The sequence below is a fragment of the Ensifer sp. LC163 genome (assembly GCF_001695855.1).
In the GTDB taxonomy this organism is placed as follows: Bacteria; Pseudomonadota; Alphaproteobacteria; order Rhizobiales; family Rhizobiaceae; genus Ensifer.
In genome coordinates this window covers 62,887-79,720 of sequence record NZ_MBSS01000008.1, presented here as the reverse complement: position 1 = coordinate 79,720, position 16,834 = coordinate 62,887, and the positions used below count along the sequence as shown (strand labels likewise).

Annotated in this window: 12 protein-coding genes; 4 read left to right on the top strand and 8 right to left on the bottom strand. The window is 60.7% G+C overall.

The window, feature by feature from the left end; translation table 11 throughout:
• Positions 1-39: 39 nt before the first annotated feature.
• The 4 genes from BC360_RS07720 to BC360_RS07705 form a co-directional block, all read right to left on the bottom strand.
• A complete protein-coding gene (locus BC360_RS07720) occupies positions 40-1,587 on the bottom strand; it encodes an alkaline phosphatase (protein ID WP_244512688.1) in 1,548 nt (515 codons plus the stop codon).
• 273 nt (positions 1,588-1,860) lie between these two features.
• On the bottom strand, positions 1,861-2,928 hold the full coding sequence (locus tag BC360_RS07715; RefSeq protein WP_065794799.1) for an ABC transporter ATP-binding protein: 1,068 nt from the start codon (positions 2,926-2,928) through the stop codon (positions 1,861-1,863).
• Between the two features lie 15 nt (positions 2,929-2,943).
• Positions 2,944-5,112 (bottom strand): ABC transporter permease, encoded by a 2,169-nt coding sequence (locus BC360_RS07710; RefSeq protein WP_065794798.1) that lies wholly within the window; start codon positions 5,110-5,112, stop codon positions 2,944-2,946.
• Between the two features lie 131 nt (positions 5,113-5,243).
• Positions 5,244-6,269, bottom strand: coding sequence for an ABC transporter substrate-binding protein (locus tag BC360_RS07705; protein WP_202618559.1), 1,026 nt, complete (start codon positions 6,267-6,269; stop codon positions 5,244-5,246).
• 230 nt (positions 6,270-6,499) lie between these two features.
• Here BC360_RS07705 and BC360_RS07700 point away from each other — a divergent pair, with 230 nt between their 5' ends.
• From BC360_RS07700 to BC360_RS07690, 3 genes are all read left to right on the top strand, one after another.
• Positions 6,500-7,270 (top strand): response regulator, encoded by a 771-nt coding sequence (locus tag BC360_RS07700; RefSeq protein WP_244512687.1) that lies wholly within the window; start codon positions 6,500-6,502, stop codon positions 7,268-7,270.
• Positions 7,267-9,762 (top strand): ATP-binding protein, encoded by a 2,496-nt coding sequence (locus tag BC360_RS07695; RefSeq protein ID WP_065794797.1) that lies wholly within the window; start codon positions 7,267-7,269, stop codon positions 9,760-9,762. Before BC360_RS07700 ends, BC360_RS07695 begins: the two co-directional genes overlap by 4 nt.
• 299 nt (positions 9,763-10,061) lie before the next feature.
• The gene (locus BC360_RS07690) at positions 10,062-11,816 is read left to right on the top strand and encodes a hybrid sensor histidine kinase/response regulator (RefSeq protein ID WP_065794796.1); all 1,755 of its coding nucleotides are present in this window, start codon (positions 10,062-10,064) and stop codon (positions 11,814-11,816) included.
• A gap of 173 nt (positions 11,817-11,989) precedes the next feature.
• On the opposite strand, the gene BC360_RS07685 is transcribed toward BC360_RS07690, so the two are convergent.
• Positions 11,990-12,325 carry a cupin domain-containing protein gene (locus tag BC360_RS07685; RefSeq protein WP_065781709.1) on the bottom strand — a complete coding sequence of 112 codons (336 nt, stop codon included), beginning with the start codon at positions 12,323-12,325 and terminating at the stop codon, positions 11,990-11,992.
• A 162-nt stretch (positions 12,326-12,487) separates the two neighbouring features.
• Here BC360_RS07685 and BC360_RS07680 point away from each other — a divergent pair, with 162 nt between their 5' ends.
• Positions 12,488-13,051, top strand: a complete 564-nt coding sequence (locus tag BC360_RS07680; RefSeq protein ID WP_065794795.1) for a MarR family winged helix-turn-helix transcriptional regulator — start codon at positions 12,488-12,490, stop codon at positions 13,049-13,051.
• A 99-nt stretch (positions 13,052-13,150) separates the two neighbouring features.
• On the opposite strand, the gene BC360_RS07675 is transcribed toward BC360_RS07680, so the two are convergent.
• The 3 genes from BC360_RS07675 to BC360_RS07670 form a co-directional block, all read right to left on the bottom strand.
• Positions 13,151-14,557 (bottom strand): NAD(P)/FAD-dependent oxidoreductase, encoded by a 1,407-nt coding sequence (locus tag BC360_RS07675; protein WP_083222474.1) that lies wholly within the window; start codon positions 14,555-14,557, stop codon positions 13,151-13,153.
• 3 nt (positions 14,558-14,560) lie between these two features.
• Positions 14,561-14,938 carry a cupin domain-containing protein gene (locus BC360_RS30610; RefSeq protein WP_083222473.1) on the bottom strand — a complete coding sequence of 126 codons (378 nt, stop codon included), beginning with the start codon at positions 14,936-14,938 and terminating at the stop codon, positions 14,561-14,563.
• 76 nt (positions 14,939-15,014) lie between these two features.
• On the bottom strand, positions 15,015-16,736 hold the full coding sequence (locus BC360_RS07670; protein ID WP_208858161.1) for an amidohydrolase: 1,722 nt from the start codon (positions 16,734-16,736) through the stop codon (positions 15,015-15,017).
• Between the last annotated feature and the right edge of the window lie 98 nt (positions 16,737-16,834).

The following is a 16,834-nucleotide window of genomic DNA, read 5'->3' as shown; positions in this document are numbered from 1 at the left end:
CGCCGAGCGAGACAGCGGCACCGGCAAGCATGAGGCGGACTACTCCTTTGCCAACCGCTCGCCGATCCTCGAAGCGAAGTTCATCACGTGGAAGATGTAGTTCTCCTCGACGGTGCCCTGGAACAGATGAGCCCATGGTCCGGCTGCATAGATGCCAAGGTCCTCGCCGCCATGGGTTTCGCTGTTGAGCGGCACCAGCGAGTGCTGAACAAAATCAGGCTTGGTCGTCTCTTCGGAAGTCAGCATCGGCCGCTCCTGCGGCTTTTCATAACCGCCTGGACCGTTGGCGAAACCGATCGTGGTATAGGTCTTGCCGTCCTTGCCGTAGATTGGTTCACCGTCGACGCCGACAGAGATCCCCAGAATTGGATTGCCTCGCTTGGCATAGCCCGCAATCGTCAATGTGTGGCTATGATCACCGGTGACAACGATCAGCGTCTCGTTGAGATCGACCTTGCGCAGAACAGCCTTTACCGCCTCGTTCATGGCAGCGGCGTCAGACAGGGTGCGGTAGGCATTGGACTCGTGGCTGGCATGATCGATGCGCCCGCCTTCGACCAGCAGCACATATCCCTCCGGGTTGCGCGACAGAATGTCGATCGACTTTTCAGCCATCTCGGCGAGCGACGGCTCGCCGGCCTTATCGGCGGGGCGGTCGACGTCGTACTGCATATGTGATGGTTCGAACAGGCCAAGAAGGTGATCCGTGCGAGCGGTGTCGACCGCGTCAAACTGGGCTTTGTTCCAGACATAGGCGCCTTTGTCGCCGTAACGGTCCGTCCATGCCTTGGTGAGATCCATGCCATCCTTGCGCTTGCCGCTCTTTTTCGCGTTCCCGGGGTACTCGGGATCTTCCATCGACGCCGGCAGGAAATTGCTGCGGCCGCCTCCAAGGGCCACTTCCAGACCATCGCCATAGCCCATCTCGACGAGCTGGCGTGCAATGTCGAGGCAACCGGCGCGCAGCGCTTCTTCCGGCATATGGGAATCGGACTCCCAGTCGCGATTGGCGATGTGGGCGTAGGTGGCTCCCGGTGTCGCATGGGTCATTCGGGTCGTTGTGACCGCACCGGTCGACATGCCGATCGTCTCGGCCATTTCCCAGAGGGTGGTCACCTGCTTAGTCTTCTGATCCTCGCACGAGTCCAGCTTGGCCGTGTGATCAAGCCCCATGGCGTCGTTGATCGACTTCACGCCGGTGGTCATGGCCACGGCACTGGGAGCAGAGTCGGTGATCTGGGCATCCGAGGAGTAGGTCTTCGACGCGGCGAGGTAGGGAAAGGCTTCCCAGGCAAGCACGTTGGATTCGCCATCAACGCCGCGCTGCTGCCCCTCGAAGATGCGGGCTGCGGTGACCGTAGAAAATCCCATACCGTCACCGACAAACAGGATAACGTTCTTCGCCTTGTTCGTGTTCTTCTGCAGCTTCAGGATGTTGGCCAGCGTGGTGTCGGCCTGCTTGAAGTAGGGGTCGTCCGCCTGGACCAGCGTGGCGTCAGCGGCTGCCGCTTGCGCCGCTCCAAACAGGCCCAAAAGCGCCAAGTGCAGAACCGTGCTTCGCAATCTAGCCGTTTTGATTGTCGTCATTCTCATTTCTCTCCTCCGTGTTGGCCCTTTTTCAAGGGTGGTTTGTGTTCCGGTGCCCTGCAATGCCGGGCGGCTCCAGCAAGACGACCGTCCTTCCGGTGGCACCGCACCGATACGAGCGTTCTCCCAACGCGCGTTCATGTGTGTCAGGGCGCTGTGCGCCAGCCGACCAAGAGCATTTCCGGTTCAGATGGAGTCACGGAAACGCTCTATCTCCTTGTTTTTGCACAATTCCTGGACGGAAAACCGCTTCGGACTTTTCCTGGAAATGCTCTATGCTGAAACCAATCGGGCCTCTGTGGGTTCGAAGCTGACGAACACGGATGATCCGACCTGCGGGGCGCCAGCGATCGGAGGCGCCACGGCGAAGAGAGAACCAAGCTCTCCCTGCAACGTGTATTGGATCTGGTTTCCCAGATAGGCGGCATAGGTGATCTCAGCCGGAAAGGTCGATTGGCCCGGCATCCGGTCGAGCTTGATCTGATGGGGCCGCAAGACGAGCTTGGCGGGGCCGGTTGGCGCAGCGGCTGAGGGCAACGTCAGCTTCCTGCCGCACAGAGCGATTTCAGCCCCAGACGATGACGCTGCCGTGACTTCAACATCCACGAGGTTCGCATCGCCGATGAAGTCGGCAATAAAGGCCGAGGCGGGGCGCTCGTAGAGATCGTGAGGCGATCCTTCCTGGGCGATCTCGGCGTTTCGCATGACGATGATGCGATCCGAAACGGCCATCGCCTCTTCCTGGTCATGGGTCACGTAGACCGCCGTCAGGCCAAGCCGCTGCTGTATCTGGCGAATTTCTTCGCGAACGTGACGGCGCAGCTTCGCGTCAAGGTTCGACAGCGGCTCGTCCAATAGCAGCACTTCCGGTTCGAGCACGATTGCGCGAGCGACGGCGACGCGTTGCTGCTGACCGCCCGACAGTTCCGAAGGCAGGCGGTTGCCGAACCCCTTGAGGCCGACGAGCTCAAGACCCATCTCCGCCCGTTGCTTGGCTTCGGCCTTGCGCATCCGCTTCACGGTCAGGCCGTATGCGACGTTCTCGAGAACAGTCATATGCGGGAAGAGCGCATAGGACTGAAACACCATCGAGACCTTCCGATAGGTGGCCGATAGGTGAGTAACGTCCTGACCGCCGATGAAGATGCTGCCTTCACTGGCGCTTTCCAGCCCGGCGATCAGACGCAGCGTCGTCGTCTTGCCGCAGCCGGAAGGGCCGAGAAGCGTCACGAGTGTTCCGGGCTCGATCTCCAGCGACAATTCCTTGAGAGCGGTCACGTTGCCGTAGCGCTTTGCGACCCGGTCGAAACGGACGGATCCTTTCGGCAGTGTGTTGGTCATGGGTGGTCCTTTCGTTCAGGCTGCTTCGAGGCGGTTGGTCCGCCGCAGGCGCCTTTGGCCGATAGTGAATTGAAGGGTGAGGATGGCGGCGAGCATCGTCAGGATCAGCACGGCGGAATAGGCGATGGCGACGCCGAAATCGCCATTCTCGACGCGGCCGACGATGAAGGAGGTCGCCATGTTGTGGCGGGCACTGACCAGAAAGATGACCGCCGAGACCGATGTGATGGAACGCACGAAGCTGTAGGTCACGGCGGCAAGAATAGCGGGTCCGAGCAGTGGTGCCAGAACGCGACGCGCTGTCGTGAAGCTGTTGGCGCCGAGCATCGTCGAGGCCTCGTCAAGGCTCTTGTCGAGCTGGGACATCGCGGCAATCCCACCACGCACGCCAACGGGCATGTTGCGGAAGATGAAGACGATCACCAGGATTATGGCCGTGCCCGTCAGCTCGATCGGCGGGAAGTTGAAGGCCATGACATAGGCCACACCGATAACCGTTCCGGGGATGGCGAAGGAAAGCATCGTCGAGAATTCGAATGCCGCCTTGCCGAAGAACCGCTGTCGAACCAGCAGATATGCGGTGGCCAATCCGATCAGGGCCGTGAGTGGCGCCGATATGGCGGCGATACCCAGCGTCGTGAAGAAGCTGTCCCAGGCCGAGCCGGTGAAGCGCAGACCATGACCGATATCGATGGCGAAGGCGCGTGCATAATGAGCAAGGGTAAATGTATGATCATAACCCCAAAGCTTCACCAGGCTGCCAAACGCAATCATCGAATAGACGACGGCCGTGAAGGCAGCCCAGGGCAGTGCGAGCGCGTAACAGGCCGCTCTGAGGCCGGGGTTGAGCGCCGCGTGCCGACCGGAATCGGCCTTTCCGGTCACTGTCGTATAGGACTTCTTGCCGACCCAACGTCGCTGGATCAGAAAGACGCCCAGCGTCAGGAACAAGAGGGCTATCGACAGGATGGCGGCACGCGCCGGATCGGCGACGGCGCCGACGATCGCAAAATAGATCTCGGTCGACAGCACGTTGAAGTTGCCGCCGAGCACGAGCGGGTTGCCGAAGTCAGCGAGGCTTTCGATGAAGCCGAGCAGAAAGGCATTGGCAAGCCCGGGCCGCATCAGCGGAAGCGAGACATAGCGAAACGTCTGCCAACGGTCCGCATCGAGCGTCTGCGAGGCCTCTTCCATCGAGGGGCTGACACCCTCGACAACACCGATCAGCACCAGAAAGGCAATTGGCGTGAAGCTCAGCACTTGCGCCAGATAGACACCCCAGAAGCCGTAGAGCCAGCGTGTCCGTTCGAGCTCGAAGACGTCGGCGAGCAAATTCGTCACCGTGCCGGAGCGGCCGAAAAGCAGGATGAGCGCCAGGCCGATCACGAATGGGGGGGTGATGATGGGGATAATCGTCAGCACCCGCAAAAGCCCCTTGGCCCTGAAGTTCGTGCGCGTGAAGATCAGCGCGAAAGCAAGGCCGAGTACGGTCGTGCCCAAGCCGGTCATGAGGGCAAGGATCAGCGAATTGGTTCCCGAGCCGCAAGGCCCCGCAAAGACCAGGCACTTCGCGCCCCAGATGTCGGCCGAAAGAAGCCTCGGCAGGAACTCGCCGAAACCGTAGCCCGTCTTGTCGCGCAGTTCGAAAGCGCGCAGCAATACATGCAAGACAGGATAGAAGACGAAGACGCCGACGGAAGCGACGATGGCGCCGATCAGCCCGCAAACGAACGCATCGCCCCGACCTTTGCCAAGACCGGAAATGCCCGTAGTCAGCGTGAACAGCAGGCCGCAGAACGTCAGCAAGGCGCCAATACCCATGCTGCCCTGGCCGACTTCGGTGCCGGGAAATGAAAGAAGGCGCGCGCCCGACGGGATGATCAGCAGGCCCTGCATCGCTGAAAGCGCGAGACCTGCCGCGGTGAAGGTGACAAGGCCGATCGCCGCCTGCCGTTGTGCCTTGACGACGAGAAGGACAGCAAGCGAGCCGGCAAAACCGATAAGCGGAGCCGCGAGCCACCAGCGCCCATGAAACAGCATTTGGGCCAGGCCGGACGGCACTTCGCCTCTGATATAGGCCGCCAGAACAGCAGGATCGAGCAGGCCCGCATCCGTCTCGTACCATGGCAACAGGACATAGCCCGCCAGCCCCAGCGCTAGCCAAAGCGCAGTGGTCTTTTTCATTGGAGATGTTCCCTAACTAAGGCCAATGGCGCAGCAGCGGCGCAAATGGCATCGTTGCCGCATCGCGAGCGGCGTCAGCCTGTGCTGGTGACGGTAACGGCGTGCCGGAGGCATGCCGTTACCGCTCGCTGTTACTGTTCGATGGCACCGCCGGCTGATTTTACTTCGGCGTCCCAGCGGGCAAGGAGCTTCTCGCGCGTCTTCGACGAACCGTAGGTCGCAAAGTCGTAGTCGATCAGCTTGACCGAAGAGAGGTTCCCCACTTCAGGCGGCACTGGCGTGTTCAGGTTGGAGGGCGTCTGGTACGACTGTGCCTGGGCACCGAGCTTCTGGCCGTCCGGAGACAGCACGAAGTCGATGAACTGTTTGGCGGTTGCAGTGTTCTTGGTGCCCTTGATCATCGAGACCGCGCCGACTTCATAGCCCGTACCTTCGCACGGAGCGACGATCTCGAGCGGAAAGCCCGCATTCTTCTGCTGCACCATGTTGGCCATGAAACCGATGGCGAAGACGGATTCGCCGCGTGCGGCGGCCTTTACGGGCGCCGAGCCGGACTTGGTATACTGGTTGACGTTCTTGCCGATTTCGGCGAGCAGGCGGAAAGCCTCATCCTCACCGAAAAGCTGCACCAGTGTTGCAATCTCGGTATAGGCCGTGCCGGAGCTGTTGGGATTGGAAACCTGAATTTCGCCCCGATACGCTGGGTCTGCAAGATCCTTCCAGCAGGCCGGCGCCTTCAAGCCCTTTTCCTTGAGCAGTTCGGCGTTGTAGGCGATACCGAGCGCGCCGGCATAGACGCCGATGGCTTTGCCGTCGGTGATCTCGGCCATGTTCTTCGCCCAGCCGAGCAAATTCGTCGTGTTCGCGCCAGAGGCCTCGGTCAGGTTCTCCTCGGCGGCGATCATATGCGGGTCACCGGTTCCCGCAAACCACACATCGATCTTGGGATTGCCGGACTCGGCCCGGATCTGTGCGAGCGTCTCGCCGGTGCTTTTGCGGATCAAGGAAATGTCCGCACCGCTGGCGGCGCGGAACTCGTTCGCGACCAGGTCGCAATGGTCTTGTTCCGAGCTGCAGACGACGCTGAGCTGCTGGGCAGCCGCAGTTGTCGCGGTTGCCGCGATCAGCGCGGAACTCATGAATAGTGTCTTCAACATCATTGGCCGTTGCTCCTCCCTGCAATGGCTATTCGACAAACCGTTGCCGAACAACCGGTTCTACTATGTCAGCTGGGCAGGCGATTTCGCCACGATCATCGCATTAACAATCCTGCGCTGTACCGGCTTATTGATTGGGATTGTTTCAAAAGTTACAGCCTTGCCAACTTTGGCAATCAAACGCGTCGTGCAGACTTGTCCGCTTCAATATATGGTCGCTGCATGCCGCCATGTGCGGCATGGGAGGAGCTTTAGAGGTGAGGGGATTATCAGACAGACGGAGCGTTATCGCTATCGTCGATGACGATCGCGAGCATCGCGATATGGTGGCAAGTCTCCTTGCGGAGAACGGGTTTTCAGCGATTACGCTTGCCAGCATCGCCGAGTTTATCGCGCTCGGTGAGCGGCCCGAGGTCGATCTCGCGCTCATCGACCTGAAACTCAAGGGCGAGTCCGGTCACTCGCTCGCCATGCATATCCGGGCGCGCATGGACATGCCTATCGTCATGCTGACGGGCCGGGGCGATGAGATCGATCGCATCATTGGCTTGGAAACGGCGGCGGATGACTTCATCACCAAGCCCTTCAATCCGCGCGAGCTGCTGGCGCGCATCCGGGCCGTGCTGCGCCGATACGGCCGGCCGGCCGCCGGGATCGTGACCGCCGACACGACGGCACCGTCGTTGATCGCGTTCGGCGAGCTGCGTGTAGACAAGTCCAGGCGCCAGTTGCTGGGTTCCGACGGCAATGAGGTCGCGCTCACGAATTCGGAGTATCGTCTGCTTGAATACTTCCTCGACAATCCAAATCGCGTCATTCCCCGAACGGAATTGCTGACCGACCTTGGTAGCGACCTCTCGAATTACGGGGATCGAACGATTGACGTTCTGATATTGCGGCTGAGACGCAAGATCGAGCGTGTCCCTTCGAAACCGGTGCATCTTCAGACGCGGCGAACGCAGGGATATGTCTTCGTCACATCGTTGGCGCCGCACGAATGACGGTGCGCCTCCGCCATCTGAGCGTGCAGCAGAAGTTGTTGGGTTCGCTGGTGCTGTTGTCGGCAGCGACAGTGTTGATCGGCGCCGTGGCGTGGGTCGCGCTCGACCGTTCGGAGAAGCGCCTCAGCGCGTTGCATTCCGCCACGGTCCAGGATGTCGGTGATGCTCTTGCCATTTCGCGTCTTGTCTCGCAACTCTCGAGTACGGCTCCATTCCTGCTCACCTTGCAATCGTCGTACTTGATCGAGAAGGAGGCCGCCGCCGTGCTCGATACGGCGGGCCGGATCGAGGAACAGGTCGGGGCGCTCTCCAGCTCCCATCCGCGGCTCGCGGTGCAATTCGATATGCCGCTCGGTGCGCTTAGAATAGCGGTCGCGGACCTGGTCGCCGCGACGCAGCAACAGTCGGTCATTCGCGATGCGAAGTTGCGCCTCGACCGGGAACTCCTTCTGTTGGATTCTGCCATTCTTCCCGGGCAGGACACATCCGCCCTTGCCAATCCCCAGCAGCAATTTGCTGTCAGGCAGTTGATCGATCTGCTCGCGGCCGCACGCCGCACGGATAATCTGTTCCACCTCGGCGAACTTGATCGCGAGTACCATGCCGTACGGCGGCAGGTCTCGCAGACCATGCCCGGTCAGTTGTCGAAGCTGACCGGCGATGGCGAAGGACCGGCCCGAATCTTTGAATTGCGCCGGATGGAGTTCGCGTTTCTGGCAAAGGCGAGAAACGCTCTTGCGCGCATTCGTGAGCAAACAGAGAATATCAATCAGCTGAGCGCGACGGTCATCGCGCAAGCCGATGTAAAACTTTATGCCGTGCGGCTCGATACACGCTCATCCATCGACTACGCCAAGGTCGTTATCCTCGTCGTCGGGACGATCAGCGCGGTGGTCACCATTCTCGCCGCCCTTTTCGTCGTTCGATATGTCGCCGCCAATCTCAGGGCAATTTCCGAAGCAATGGTGCGACTGGCCCTCGGCGATCGAGGCAGCCGGCTGGCGCGAACCCGGCAACCCGACGATGAGATAGGCAAGTTGTTCCACGCGTTTCGGATGTTCCGCGCGACGGTTCTGAGACTGGATCGCTTGAACCGGCAGCTTCGCCGCAAGAACCTGCTCTTCGAGACGGTCGTTGCTGGAATGAGCGACGGCGTGGCGATAATTGCACCACAGGGCACGATTGCTGCCGTGAGCCCGAACCTGCCGAAAGTGCTGCGGATCGGGGCGGGTGCCGTGGCTGTCAACCGGACACTTTCCGGCGTGTTCGAGGCCTCCCCGTTCGCACGCGCCAACATCCGCCACGACACCGCACCAGAAAACCACGAGCTTAAAAGTGCCGACGGTGGCGTGATCGAGTGCAGGGTGGCCCCTCTTCCTGATGGCGGTGTCGTTTGGTTGTTTTCCGATGTCACTGAGCGGCGGCGCGTCGAGGCCCGCTTGAACGAGATCCGACGGATCGAAAGCCTCGGAAAGATCGCCGGCGAAGTCGCGCACGATTTTGGCAACATCCTATCCACCTTGTCGGGCAACCTTCACCTGCTGGAGACGGCGACAGCCGACGCCGCGGCAAAGTTGCGCCAGCGTATGGGCGCCACCGTCGAGCTTGGCGCCACGTTGGTGCAGCGCCTGCTTGCCTTTGCGCGAAAGCAACATCTGGAGCCCGAGGTCATCGACCTCAACCTCCTGGTTTCCGGCATGGGAGATCTGGTCGAGATCGCGCTGAATGGGGAGGTCGATCTCGTCATCGCGCCTCACGGCCAGCCGCTGCTTGCCAAAATGGACCCTGGCCAACTCGAGAGCGCGATTCTCAACCTGTGCATCAATGCGCGACAGGCCATGGATGAACGAGGGCGGATCGAAATTACCCTTCGCACGCGCGGGGATCAGGCAGCAGAGATTGAAATCACCGACACGGGCTGTGGCATGTCGCCCGAGATACGCAGGCAATGTCTTGAGCCCTTCTTTACCGCGCGACGCGACGGACAGGGAACCGGGCTCGGCCTTTCGATGGTCTATGGGTTCATCCGCCAGTCGGGCGGTGACCTATCTATTCAGTCCGAACCTGGGCGCGGGACGACTGTTACCCTGGCAATCCCGCTTGCCGCCGTCTCCGAAGAGGCATCTGTCAGCACAAGCTCGTCCCGGCGCTGCCTGCTCGTGGACGACGATCCAGTGGCGCTGGCGAATGGCGAAGGCATACTCAGGGCCGCGGGTTTCGAGGTCGTGACCGCAAACTCGCTCTCCACCGCCGTAAGCCTGTTGCAGACGTTCTCGCCATCCGATCTGCTGGTAACCGATCTGCATCTGGAGGACCTGCCTCGCGGGTGGGAATTGGCCAGAATATGGCTTGAGACCTCACCGGAGGCGCACGCGCTTGTGGTTTCCGGTCGATTTCCCCAGACAAATCCATTGGCTGAGCGATATGCGGAGCGGCTGGCCTGCATTGAAAAGCCATTGACCGCCAGCAAGCTCGCGACACTTGGCCTTTAGCAGGCGTGACCGAACTCCCTTTCGCACCTCTGGCATATTGCTCATTCAGATGAGCTCGCAGGGCAACCAGGCTGAAAACGTGCAGACCGCAGCCGTGCTTACCGCGGGGCAGCCAGCTTCGGTCCGTCGCGAACAATGGCATGATCGTCGGTGAGAATAGCGGTGAGCTGACGATCAATCTGATCACCCTCCACGAAGGGATCGACGTAATACCAACCCATGGGAAACAACTTTCTGATAAATCACTCGTCCTGGGGCGGACCGCCGGATGAGTTTCCCCCGGCATCTGGGGAGGAATAATGCACGAGGACAAGATTCGTCAGGCTCTCATCGAGCTTCTGTATCGCAACTCCTATGGCGTGGTCATCTCCAACATCGTCATTTCTCTCGCCGCCGTGTCCGTCCTTCGGCATGTCGTATCGGCGAGCTGGCTGGCCGGATGGGTTGGCGCGCTCTATCTGCTCATCGTCATCCGTGTCGTTGCCTCCCGCCGGTTCTTCCGCCGTCCAAGAGATCCCCGGTCCATCATGCGATGGGCCTGGCTCGCAGCGGCATTCACCTGGGTGTCCGGCCTCATGTGGGGCACGCTCGGCTGGGTCGGCTTCCTTCCCGATGAGCCCATTGTGCTTTCCTTCACGGTTATCGTGCTGACCGGCCTCGTCTGCGGCACGGTACCGTCTCTTTCGGCTTTTCCACCCGCGCTCATCGGCTCAATTCTTGTAACGGTCCTGCCGATTGCCGCGCGCTGCATTCTGACGGACAGCGATATTTCCGGCGCTTTCCTGTTCCTGCTCGCCTCCCTTGTGGCGATCAATTTCTACTATTGTCGCATCACCTACCGGATGTTGCGCGAAACCGTCAGCCTGCGACTGGAGAACGAGAGCCTCGTCGGCCACTTGCAAGAGGAACGTGACCGGGCGCAGGCAGCAGACCGCGCCAAGACGCGCTTTCTGGCAGCCGCCAGTCACGATCTGCGCCAGCCGATCCATGCGTTGAGTCTGCTGGTTTCCACACTTGCGATCCTGGGGCAACGCGGAAACGTCTCCTCCGGCGATGCTCGCGATCTGGCAACGAGGGCGAAGTCCGCCGTCGGCAATCTCAGCGGACTGCTGAATGCGCTGCTCGATATCTCCCGGCTTGACGCCGGCATCGTCACGGTTGCCAACGAGACGGTGGCGTTGCGCGACCTTTTTCGCGATCTTCGTGACGAGTTCGCCGCGGAAGCACCGCAGCGCGGCCTTAAACTGCGGATCGTCGACAGCGACCTGCTGGTCGACAGTGACCCGATGATGCTCCGGCGGATCCTTAACAACCTGTTGTCGAACGCCTTCCGCTACACGAAAGCGGGCAGCATCCTGCTTGGCTGCCGCAGGCGCGGCAATACGGTCGAAATCCAGGTTCTGGACACGGGCTCCGGCATCCCTGCCGATCAGCAAGCGATGATCTTCGAGGAATTCGTGCAGTTGCAGAACCCGGCAAGGGACCGCACGCAAGGTCTGGGCCTGGGTCTTGCCATCGTTCGCCGGACGGCCGAGTTGCTGCAACACCCCCTAAGATTGGTTTCCGTGCCTGGGCGCGGCTCCATGTTCTCGATCACGGTTCCGAGAGCCCATCCGGTGAGATCCATTCCGCAACGCGGTCAGCCGTCTCCCGCGGCGGACATCACGGCCGGCATCATGCTGGTGGAGGACGAGAAGGACGTCTTCGACGCTATGGTTCGGCTACTTACGCTGGAGGGGCATCGCGTCTATGCCGGCCGATCAGTTGGGGAGGTGCTAAAAATCCATACGGAAGCCCTGGTGGCCGGCGACGCGCCTGTCGATCTTATCGTTGCCGATTACCGCCTTGAGCATGGCACCACAGGCTTGGACGCGATCCAGGCCCTCAGCGCCCACATCGGTCACCGCGTTCCGGCAATCATCGTCACCGGCGACACCTCGCCGTCACGTCTCAAGGAGGTTAGCGCAAGTAGCGTTCGTATCCTGCACAAGCCCATCACCGGAGAGGAACTACGGGAAGCGATCCACACCACCTTGAGGGGGATAGAGCCGTAGATCCGCCCGCCACAAGCGGTTGTCACATCCCGGCAGGCCGGCTCGCCATACAACGAGCGCAGATTGCCCCCAACCGTGACGCTACGAGTTGCGCTGCGAACGTGTCGCCGGCTCTTGGCGGCCGGTAGCGATCGGTCTTTGGTCAACCCGCCTGACGGGGATTGGAAACCGGCCTAAACCAAGACCTGCTGAATCGTCTGGCTCGGATGAATGCAGACGATTTCCAGCTGGTCGGCGCCGACATTTTCGAAACGATGGGGAATATTGGCGGGCCCGACAATGATATCGCCGGCGGAGCCGCGTGTTTTTTGATTGCCTATCGTGAATTCTGCCTTGCCTTTGCGGATCACCCAAGTCTCCGCATAGGGATGCATGTGCAGTGCGGAACCGCGCCCGGGATCCGCGTCGACGACAAAAAGCGATACGTCGCTGCCAAACTCACGGCCTTCGAAGCGAACGGTGCGGCTCGCGCCGGGTTCGACTTCTTGATGACGGCGGACTGAAATCATTCCGAACTCCTCCACGTCGCAGAGATCTGAAATTTATCTTTGCGAGAAGATATATTCTCAAGACTCTCTTCTCGTCAAGATATTTATCTTTGCACAAAGATATCTTTGCCATTGAGCTGGTGCGGTGTATGTCTCGAAGGCTTGAGACCGTTGAAATCGACTATGAGGGACGCCAAACAAGTGCAGTCGGAACAAGATGAAAACCGCCGCTTGGAACGCGGTTCTGCCGAAGACCATGTTGATCGGCTTCGTGCGCAATGGGCGCGCGAACTGCCGGATCTGGACACGGAGCCGATGGCTATCCTCGGCCGCGCGAAGCGCCTTGCCAATTTGGTTGGCCCATCCATCGAGGACACTTTTGCAAAATTCGGCCTCGACCGAGGCGAATTCGACGTAATCGCGACCTTGCGGAGATCCGGGCCGCCCTACCAGCTCACACCGACGGAAATGTACACGACGCTGATGCTGTCTTCCGGCGGACTGACGCACCGCCTCGTTCGGTTGGAAAAAGCGGGGTTGATTGTGCGCGAAAAATCGACCCGCGACGGCCGAAGCGTCGTCGTTTGCCTGACACCGACTGGCGCAACACTTGCCGAGAAGGCATTTCGCGTGGATATGGAGAACGAACTGGTCTTTCTTCAGGGGCTTGATGCGGAAGAACGCACCACTTTGGCAGACCTGCTGCGCAAGCTCGTCGCGAGCCTCGAGGAGCCGCGCGAAAGCTGAGAGTGCAGCGGCAGCTTATGCACCAACTCAAAGTGTTACAGCGACCTTTGCGCGTCTAAATAGACGCGCGGCGCTGTAAAGCGCTCGGCCTGTTGCCGCTCAACTCAATGGAAAGCCCATTGCCGAGACCAGCCTGAGCCACGGCTTGCGCCATCCGCCCTTCCGGTCGGCGGTATCGAGCGCGTACATCGTCACTTGTGCCCCAAGCCAGCGGAAAGGTTCCGGCGGCACGACGTTGGGCAATTGCGTGGCAAAATCCAGCCTGCTCTCCGAAGTCTTCGACCCGTCGAGAATGTCGAGCGCAATGCGTGCGCCGAACCTCGACGCGGAGACACCAAAACCCGAATAGCCGCCGGCATAAACGACCTTGCCTGCGTGGTATCTCTGGAAATGCACCGCCATGCGTGTGCTGAGATCGATCGGGCCGCTCCAGGCGTGCGTGAAACGGAGGCCGCGCAACTGCGGAAACGTGTCGAAGAACGCGGCGGCAAGCGGCTCGTAGGTCTGGACATCGCTGTCCACGCCTGGCGACGTCGTGCCCGCGAAGGCATAGCCCAGTCTTCCCCCGAAGATGATGCGATTGTCTTTCGTCAGGCGCATATAGTTCATCTGGGTTCGGGTGTCGTAGACACCCTGCCGGTTTTTCCAACCGATCGACGCCATCTGCTGTTCAGACAACGGCTCGGTGGCGAGCACACGATCTCGGACGGCGACGACGCGGCGCTTGATGCCGGGGTGGCCGGAGGCAAACGCGTTGGTTGCCAGCAGCACCTTCGGCGCGGTTACCGAGCCGAACGGCGTCTTAACCTCGATCCTGGCCCCAGCCTCGTCGAGCGCCAGCAACTCGGTACCCTCGAAAATCTCGACGCCGAGAGAAAGCGCAGTTCGCTTCAACCCCCAGGCAAGCAAGGCGGGATGGACCGTCCCGCTGATATCCTTTGACCAGATCCCGGCCTTGTATCGCGGCGACCCGATTTGCGCCTGGACCGCGTCTTGATCCAGAAACACGGCCTGATGGCCATATTGAAGGTGCAGTTCGTGCTCTCGGTGAAGGGCTTCGATATGGTCTGCATCCACCGCGACGGTCAGCTCACCGCCCCACTCCGCGTGGCAGTCGATGCCATGGGCCGAAATGGTCTGCATGAAGCCATGCATGTTCTCCTTGCCCAGTCGCTCCAGCTCGGCGATGTCGTTGGGGAACACGCGCACTGCATTGGACAGACCGTGCATCACCGACGTGGAGACGACCCCCCCCGGGCGACCGGAGGCACCGTTGGCGACGCTGCTCTTTTCGATCAACACCACATCGAGATCGGGCTGCGCCTGCTTGGCCTGGATCGCGCCCCAGAGGCCGGTGAAACCGCCCCCGACGATCAGCAGATCAGCCTTTCGATGGGCCGTCAGCGGCGGCAGCGCTTCGGGAGCATCCGGCCGATCCAGCCAGAACGGCGACATCTTCACGTCGGCAAGCGACGCCGCCGACGATCGTTGCGTTGCGTGCGCCATGGGTCACCCGTCGGTCTTGGCGGTGTGCAGGACATAGACTTTGCGCATCGTCTCCAGCACCTCGAACCGGACCTCCACCCCCTGTGGCAGCAGATAGCTTTCGCCGGCTTGAAACGTCTCCACCGATCCGTCCGGGTTGGTGATCGAGACTTTGCCTGAAAGGATGACGCTGTACTCCACCCCGTTGGGGTAGGAGAGCATTTCGGCATAGGGCGTCGATTGCCATGTGCCGACGACGACCGAACCGTCGGCGCTCTCGAAGTGGACATCGCCCATCTCGTCGGCAAAACCCGACAGGATCGCCTCGACGGGCACGACGCTGCATTTTTCCAGCTCGCGCAGGCCGACGCCATTGCGATCGATTTTCATGACCTTGGACATTTATGCTCCTGAATGCATGGACAATTGTTGGCGGGACACGAGAAAACCCGGTCCCGCCGGATGCGGTTGGTCGCCGTTACTTCGCCCGATAGACTTCCGTTCCGGCGACATAGGTCGCCTCGACATGCCGCTTTCGGATTGACCGGTCGACGGGATCGGGAAGCTTGGCGTCGAGCACGACGAAATCAGCCCATTTACCGGTCGAAATCGAACCGATCTCATTGGCCCATGGCGTCATATTGGCGCCGGCCTGAGTGTAGGCGAACAGCGCCTCGTCAAACGTGACGGCCTGCTCGGGATGCCATGGGCCGTCGCCGAGCCCGAACGGACTTTCGCGGAAAACGGCATCGTTGATCTGGGTCAGCGGGCTGAGCGGCGATGTCGCCCAGTCGGATCCGAATACGACCGGAACCTTGTACTGAAGCATCGACTTCCAGACATAGGCATGGCTTTCGCGCTCATGGCCAACCCGTTCGGTGATGTATTTTCCGATCGTGCCGGTCGCGTGGTTCGGCTGCATCGATGCCACGATGCCGAGCGTCTTGAACCGCTCGATATCGGCGGGATTGATGATCTCGATATGCTCGACGCGATTGGGGTATTTGCCGGGAGACTGCCCCTTTTCGAATGCGTTCAGCGTCATCTGGACGCCGGCATCGCCGATCGCGTGAACGGCAGTCGGGAAGCCGTTGTCGTTGGCCGCCTTGATCAGAGCGCTCAGATCCCCTTCCGACTGGAAGGGCTCCCCCTTCCATCCCGTGCGATCCGAGTAATTTTCGAGCAGGTAGGCGGTATGGGTCGAAAGCACCCCGTCGACGACCGATTTGGCGTAGCCGACCGTCAGGAGCGGACCCTTGACCTTTGTCTCGCCGCTGGCAGCCACACGGCTGTCGACGGCTTCACGATCCTTTGCCGCTGCCGGAATATTTGCGGCCTTGTCTTCGAAGAAGCCGTACCAAACCCGCAACGACAGGGTCTTGTCCTCGACGAGCTTCAGATAATCGTAGGCGGCAGCGATGGACGACATGTCGTGAACGCCGGTCAGGCCGACGCTGTTGGCAAACTTCACGGTCTGCAGCAGCGCTTCGGCGCGCTCCTTGTCGGAATAGGCCGGCTTCTTGTTGGTGACGAGATCGCCCGCCCCTTCGAGCAGGATCCCGGTCGGTTCTCCGGTCTTGGGGTCGACGACGATCTCGCCACCGGCAGGCACCTCGGATTTCGCCGTGACGCCGCTGATTTCCAAGGCCTTGCTGTTCACCCAGATCGAGTGGAAATCGATATCGCGCAGAACGACCGGGCGATCCTTGACCACGGCGTCGATGTCTTCCTTCGTCGGAAGCTTGCCCTCCTTCAGCGTATAGTCCCAGCCGCCCCCGGTGATCCACACGCCTGGCGGCAGGCGTTCATCCGCCTCCTTGATCTTCTTCAGCCACGTTTCCTTGTCAGGGATGTAGGAGAGATCGACGCCGGTGACGTAGTCCGTGCCGCTTGTCAGATGCGTATGTCCGTCGATGAAGCCGGGCGTGACCGTCTTGCCGCCGAGATCGAGCACGGTGGTCTTGCCGTCGGCGAGCGACCGGATCTCGGCGCTGGTGCCGACTGCCACGAACTTTCCGCCTTCGACGGCAAAGGCTTCGGCTCGCGGCGCATTGGGGTCAACGGTCCGCACGTCGCCATTGACCGCGATAAGATCGGCGGCCGCATTCGCAACCGTAAAAGATGATCCGGCCGCAAGCGCGGCGAGCATGGTGCCAGCCAGAAGCTGGTGCAGCAGAACACGTGTTTTCTTGGTGCGCACGTCTTTCCCTCCCGAGGTCAGAACCGATGAACCTGATGCATGGAGTAAGCGGCAATGCGGCCGGAAGCGGAATACTCCAAAGGGCTAGGTCCGCGCGA

Bases quoted from the DNA above. Each gene is read 5' to 3' on its own strand.
- BC360_RS07720 (WP_244512688.1), bottom strand. From the start codon at position 1,587: ATGACGACAATCAAAACGGCTAGATTGCGAAGCACGGTTCTGCACTTG.
- BC360_RS07715 (WP_065794799.1), bottom strand. From the start codon at position 2,928: ATGACCAACACACTGCCGAAAGGATCCGTCCGTTTCGACCGGGTCGCA.
- BC360_RS07710 (WP_065794798.1), bottom strand. From the start codon at position 5,112: ATGAAAAAGACCACTGCGCTTTGGCTAGCGCTGGGGCTGGCGGGCTAT.
- BC360_RS07705 (WP_202618559.1), bottom strand. From the start codon at position 6,269: ATGTTGAAGACACTATTCATGAGTTCCGCGCTGATCGCGGCAACCGCG.
- BC360_RS07700 (WP_244512687.1), top strand. From the start codon at position 6,500: ATGTGCGGCATGGGAGGAGCTTTAGAGGTGAGGGGATTATCAGACAGA.
- BC360_RS07695 (WP_065794797.1), top strand. From the start codon at position 7,267: ATGACGGTGCGCCTCCGCCATCTGAGCGTGCAGCAGAAGTTGTTGGGT.
- BC360_RS07690 (WP_065794796.1), top strand. From the start codon at position 10,062: ATGCACGAGGACAAGATTCGTCAGGCTCTCATCGAGCTTCTGTATCGC.
- BC360_RS07685 (WP_065781709.1), bottom strand. From the start codon at position 12,325: ATGATTTCAGTCCGCCGTCATCAAGAAGTCGAACCCGGCGCGAGCCGC.
- BC360_RS07680 (WP_065794795.1), top strand. From the start codon at position 12,488: ATGAGGGACGCCAAACAAGTGCAGTCGGAACAAGATGAAAACCGCCGC.
- BC360_RS07675 (WP_083222474.1), bottom strand. From the start codon at position 14,557: ATGGCGCACGCAACGCAACGATCGTCGGCGGCGTCGCTTGCCGACGTG.
- BC360_RS30610 (WP_083222473.1), bottom strand. From the start codon at position 14,938: ATGTCCAAGGTCATGAAAATCGATCGCAATGGCGTCGGCCTGCGCGAG.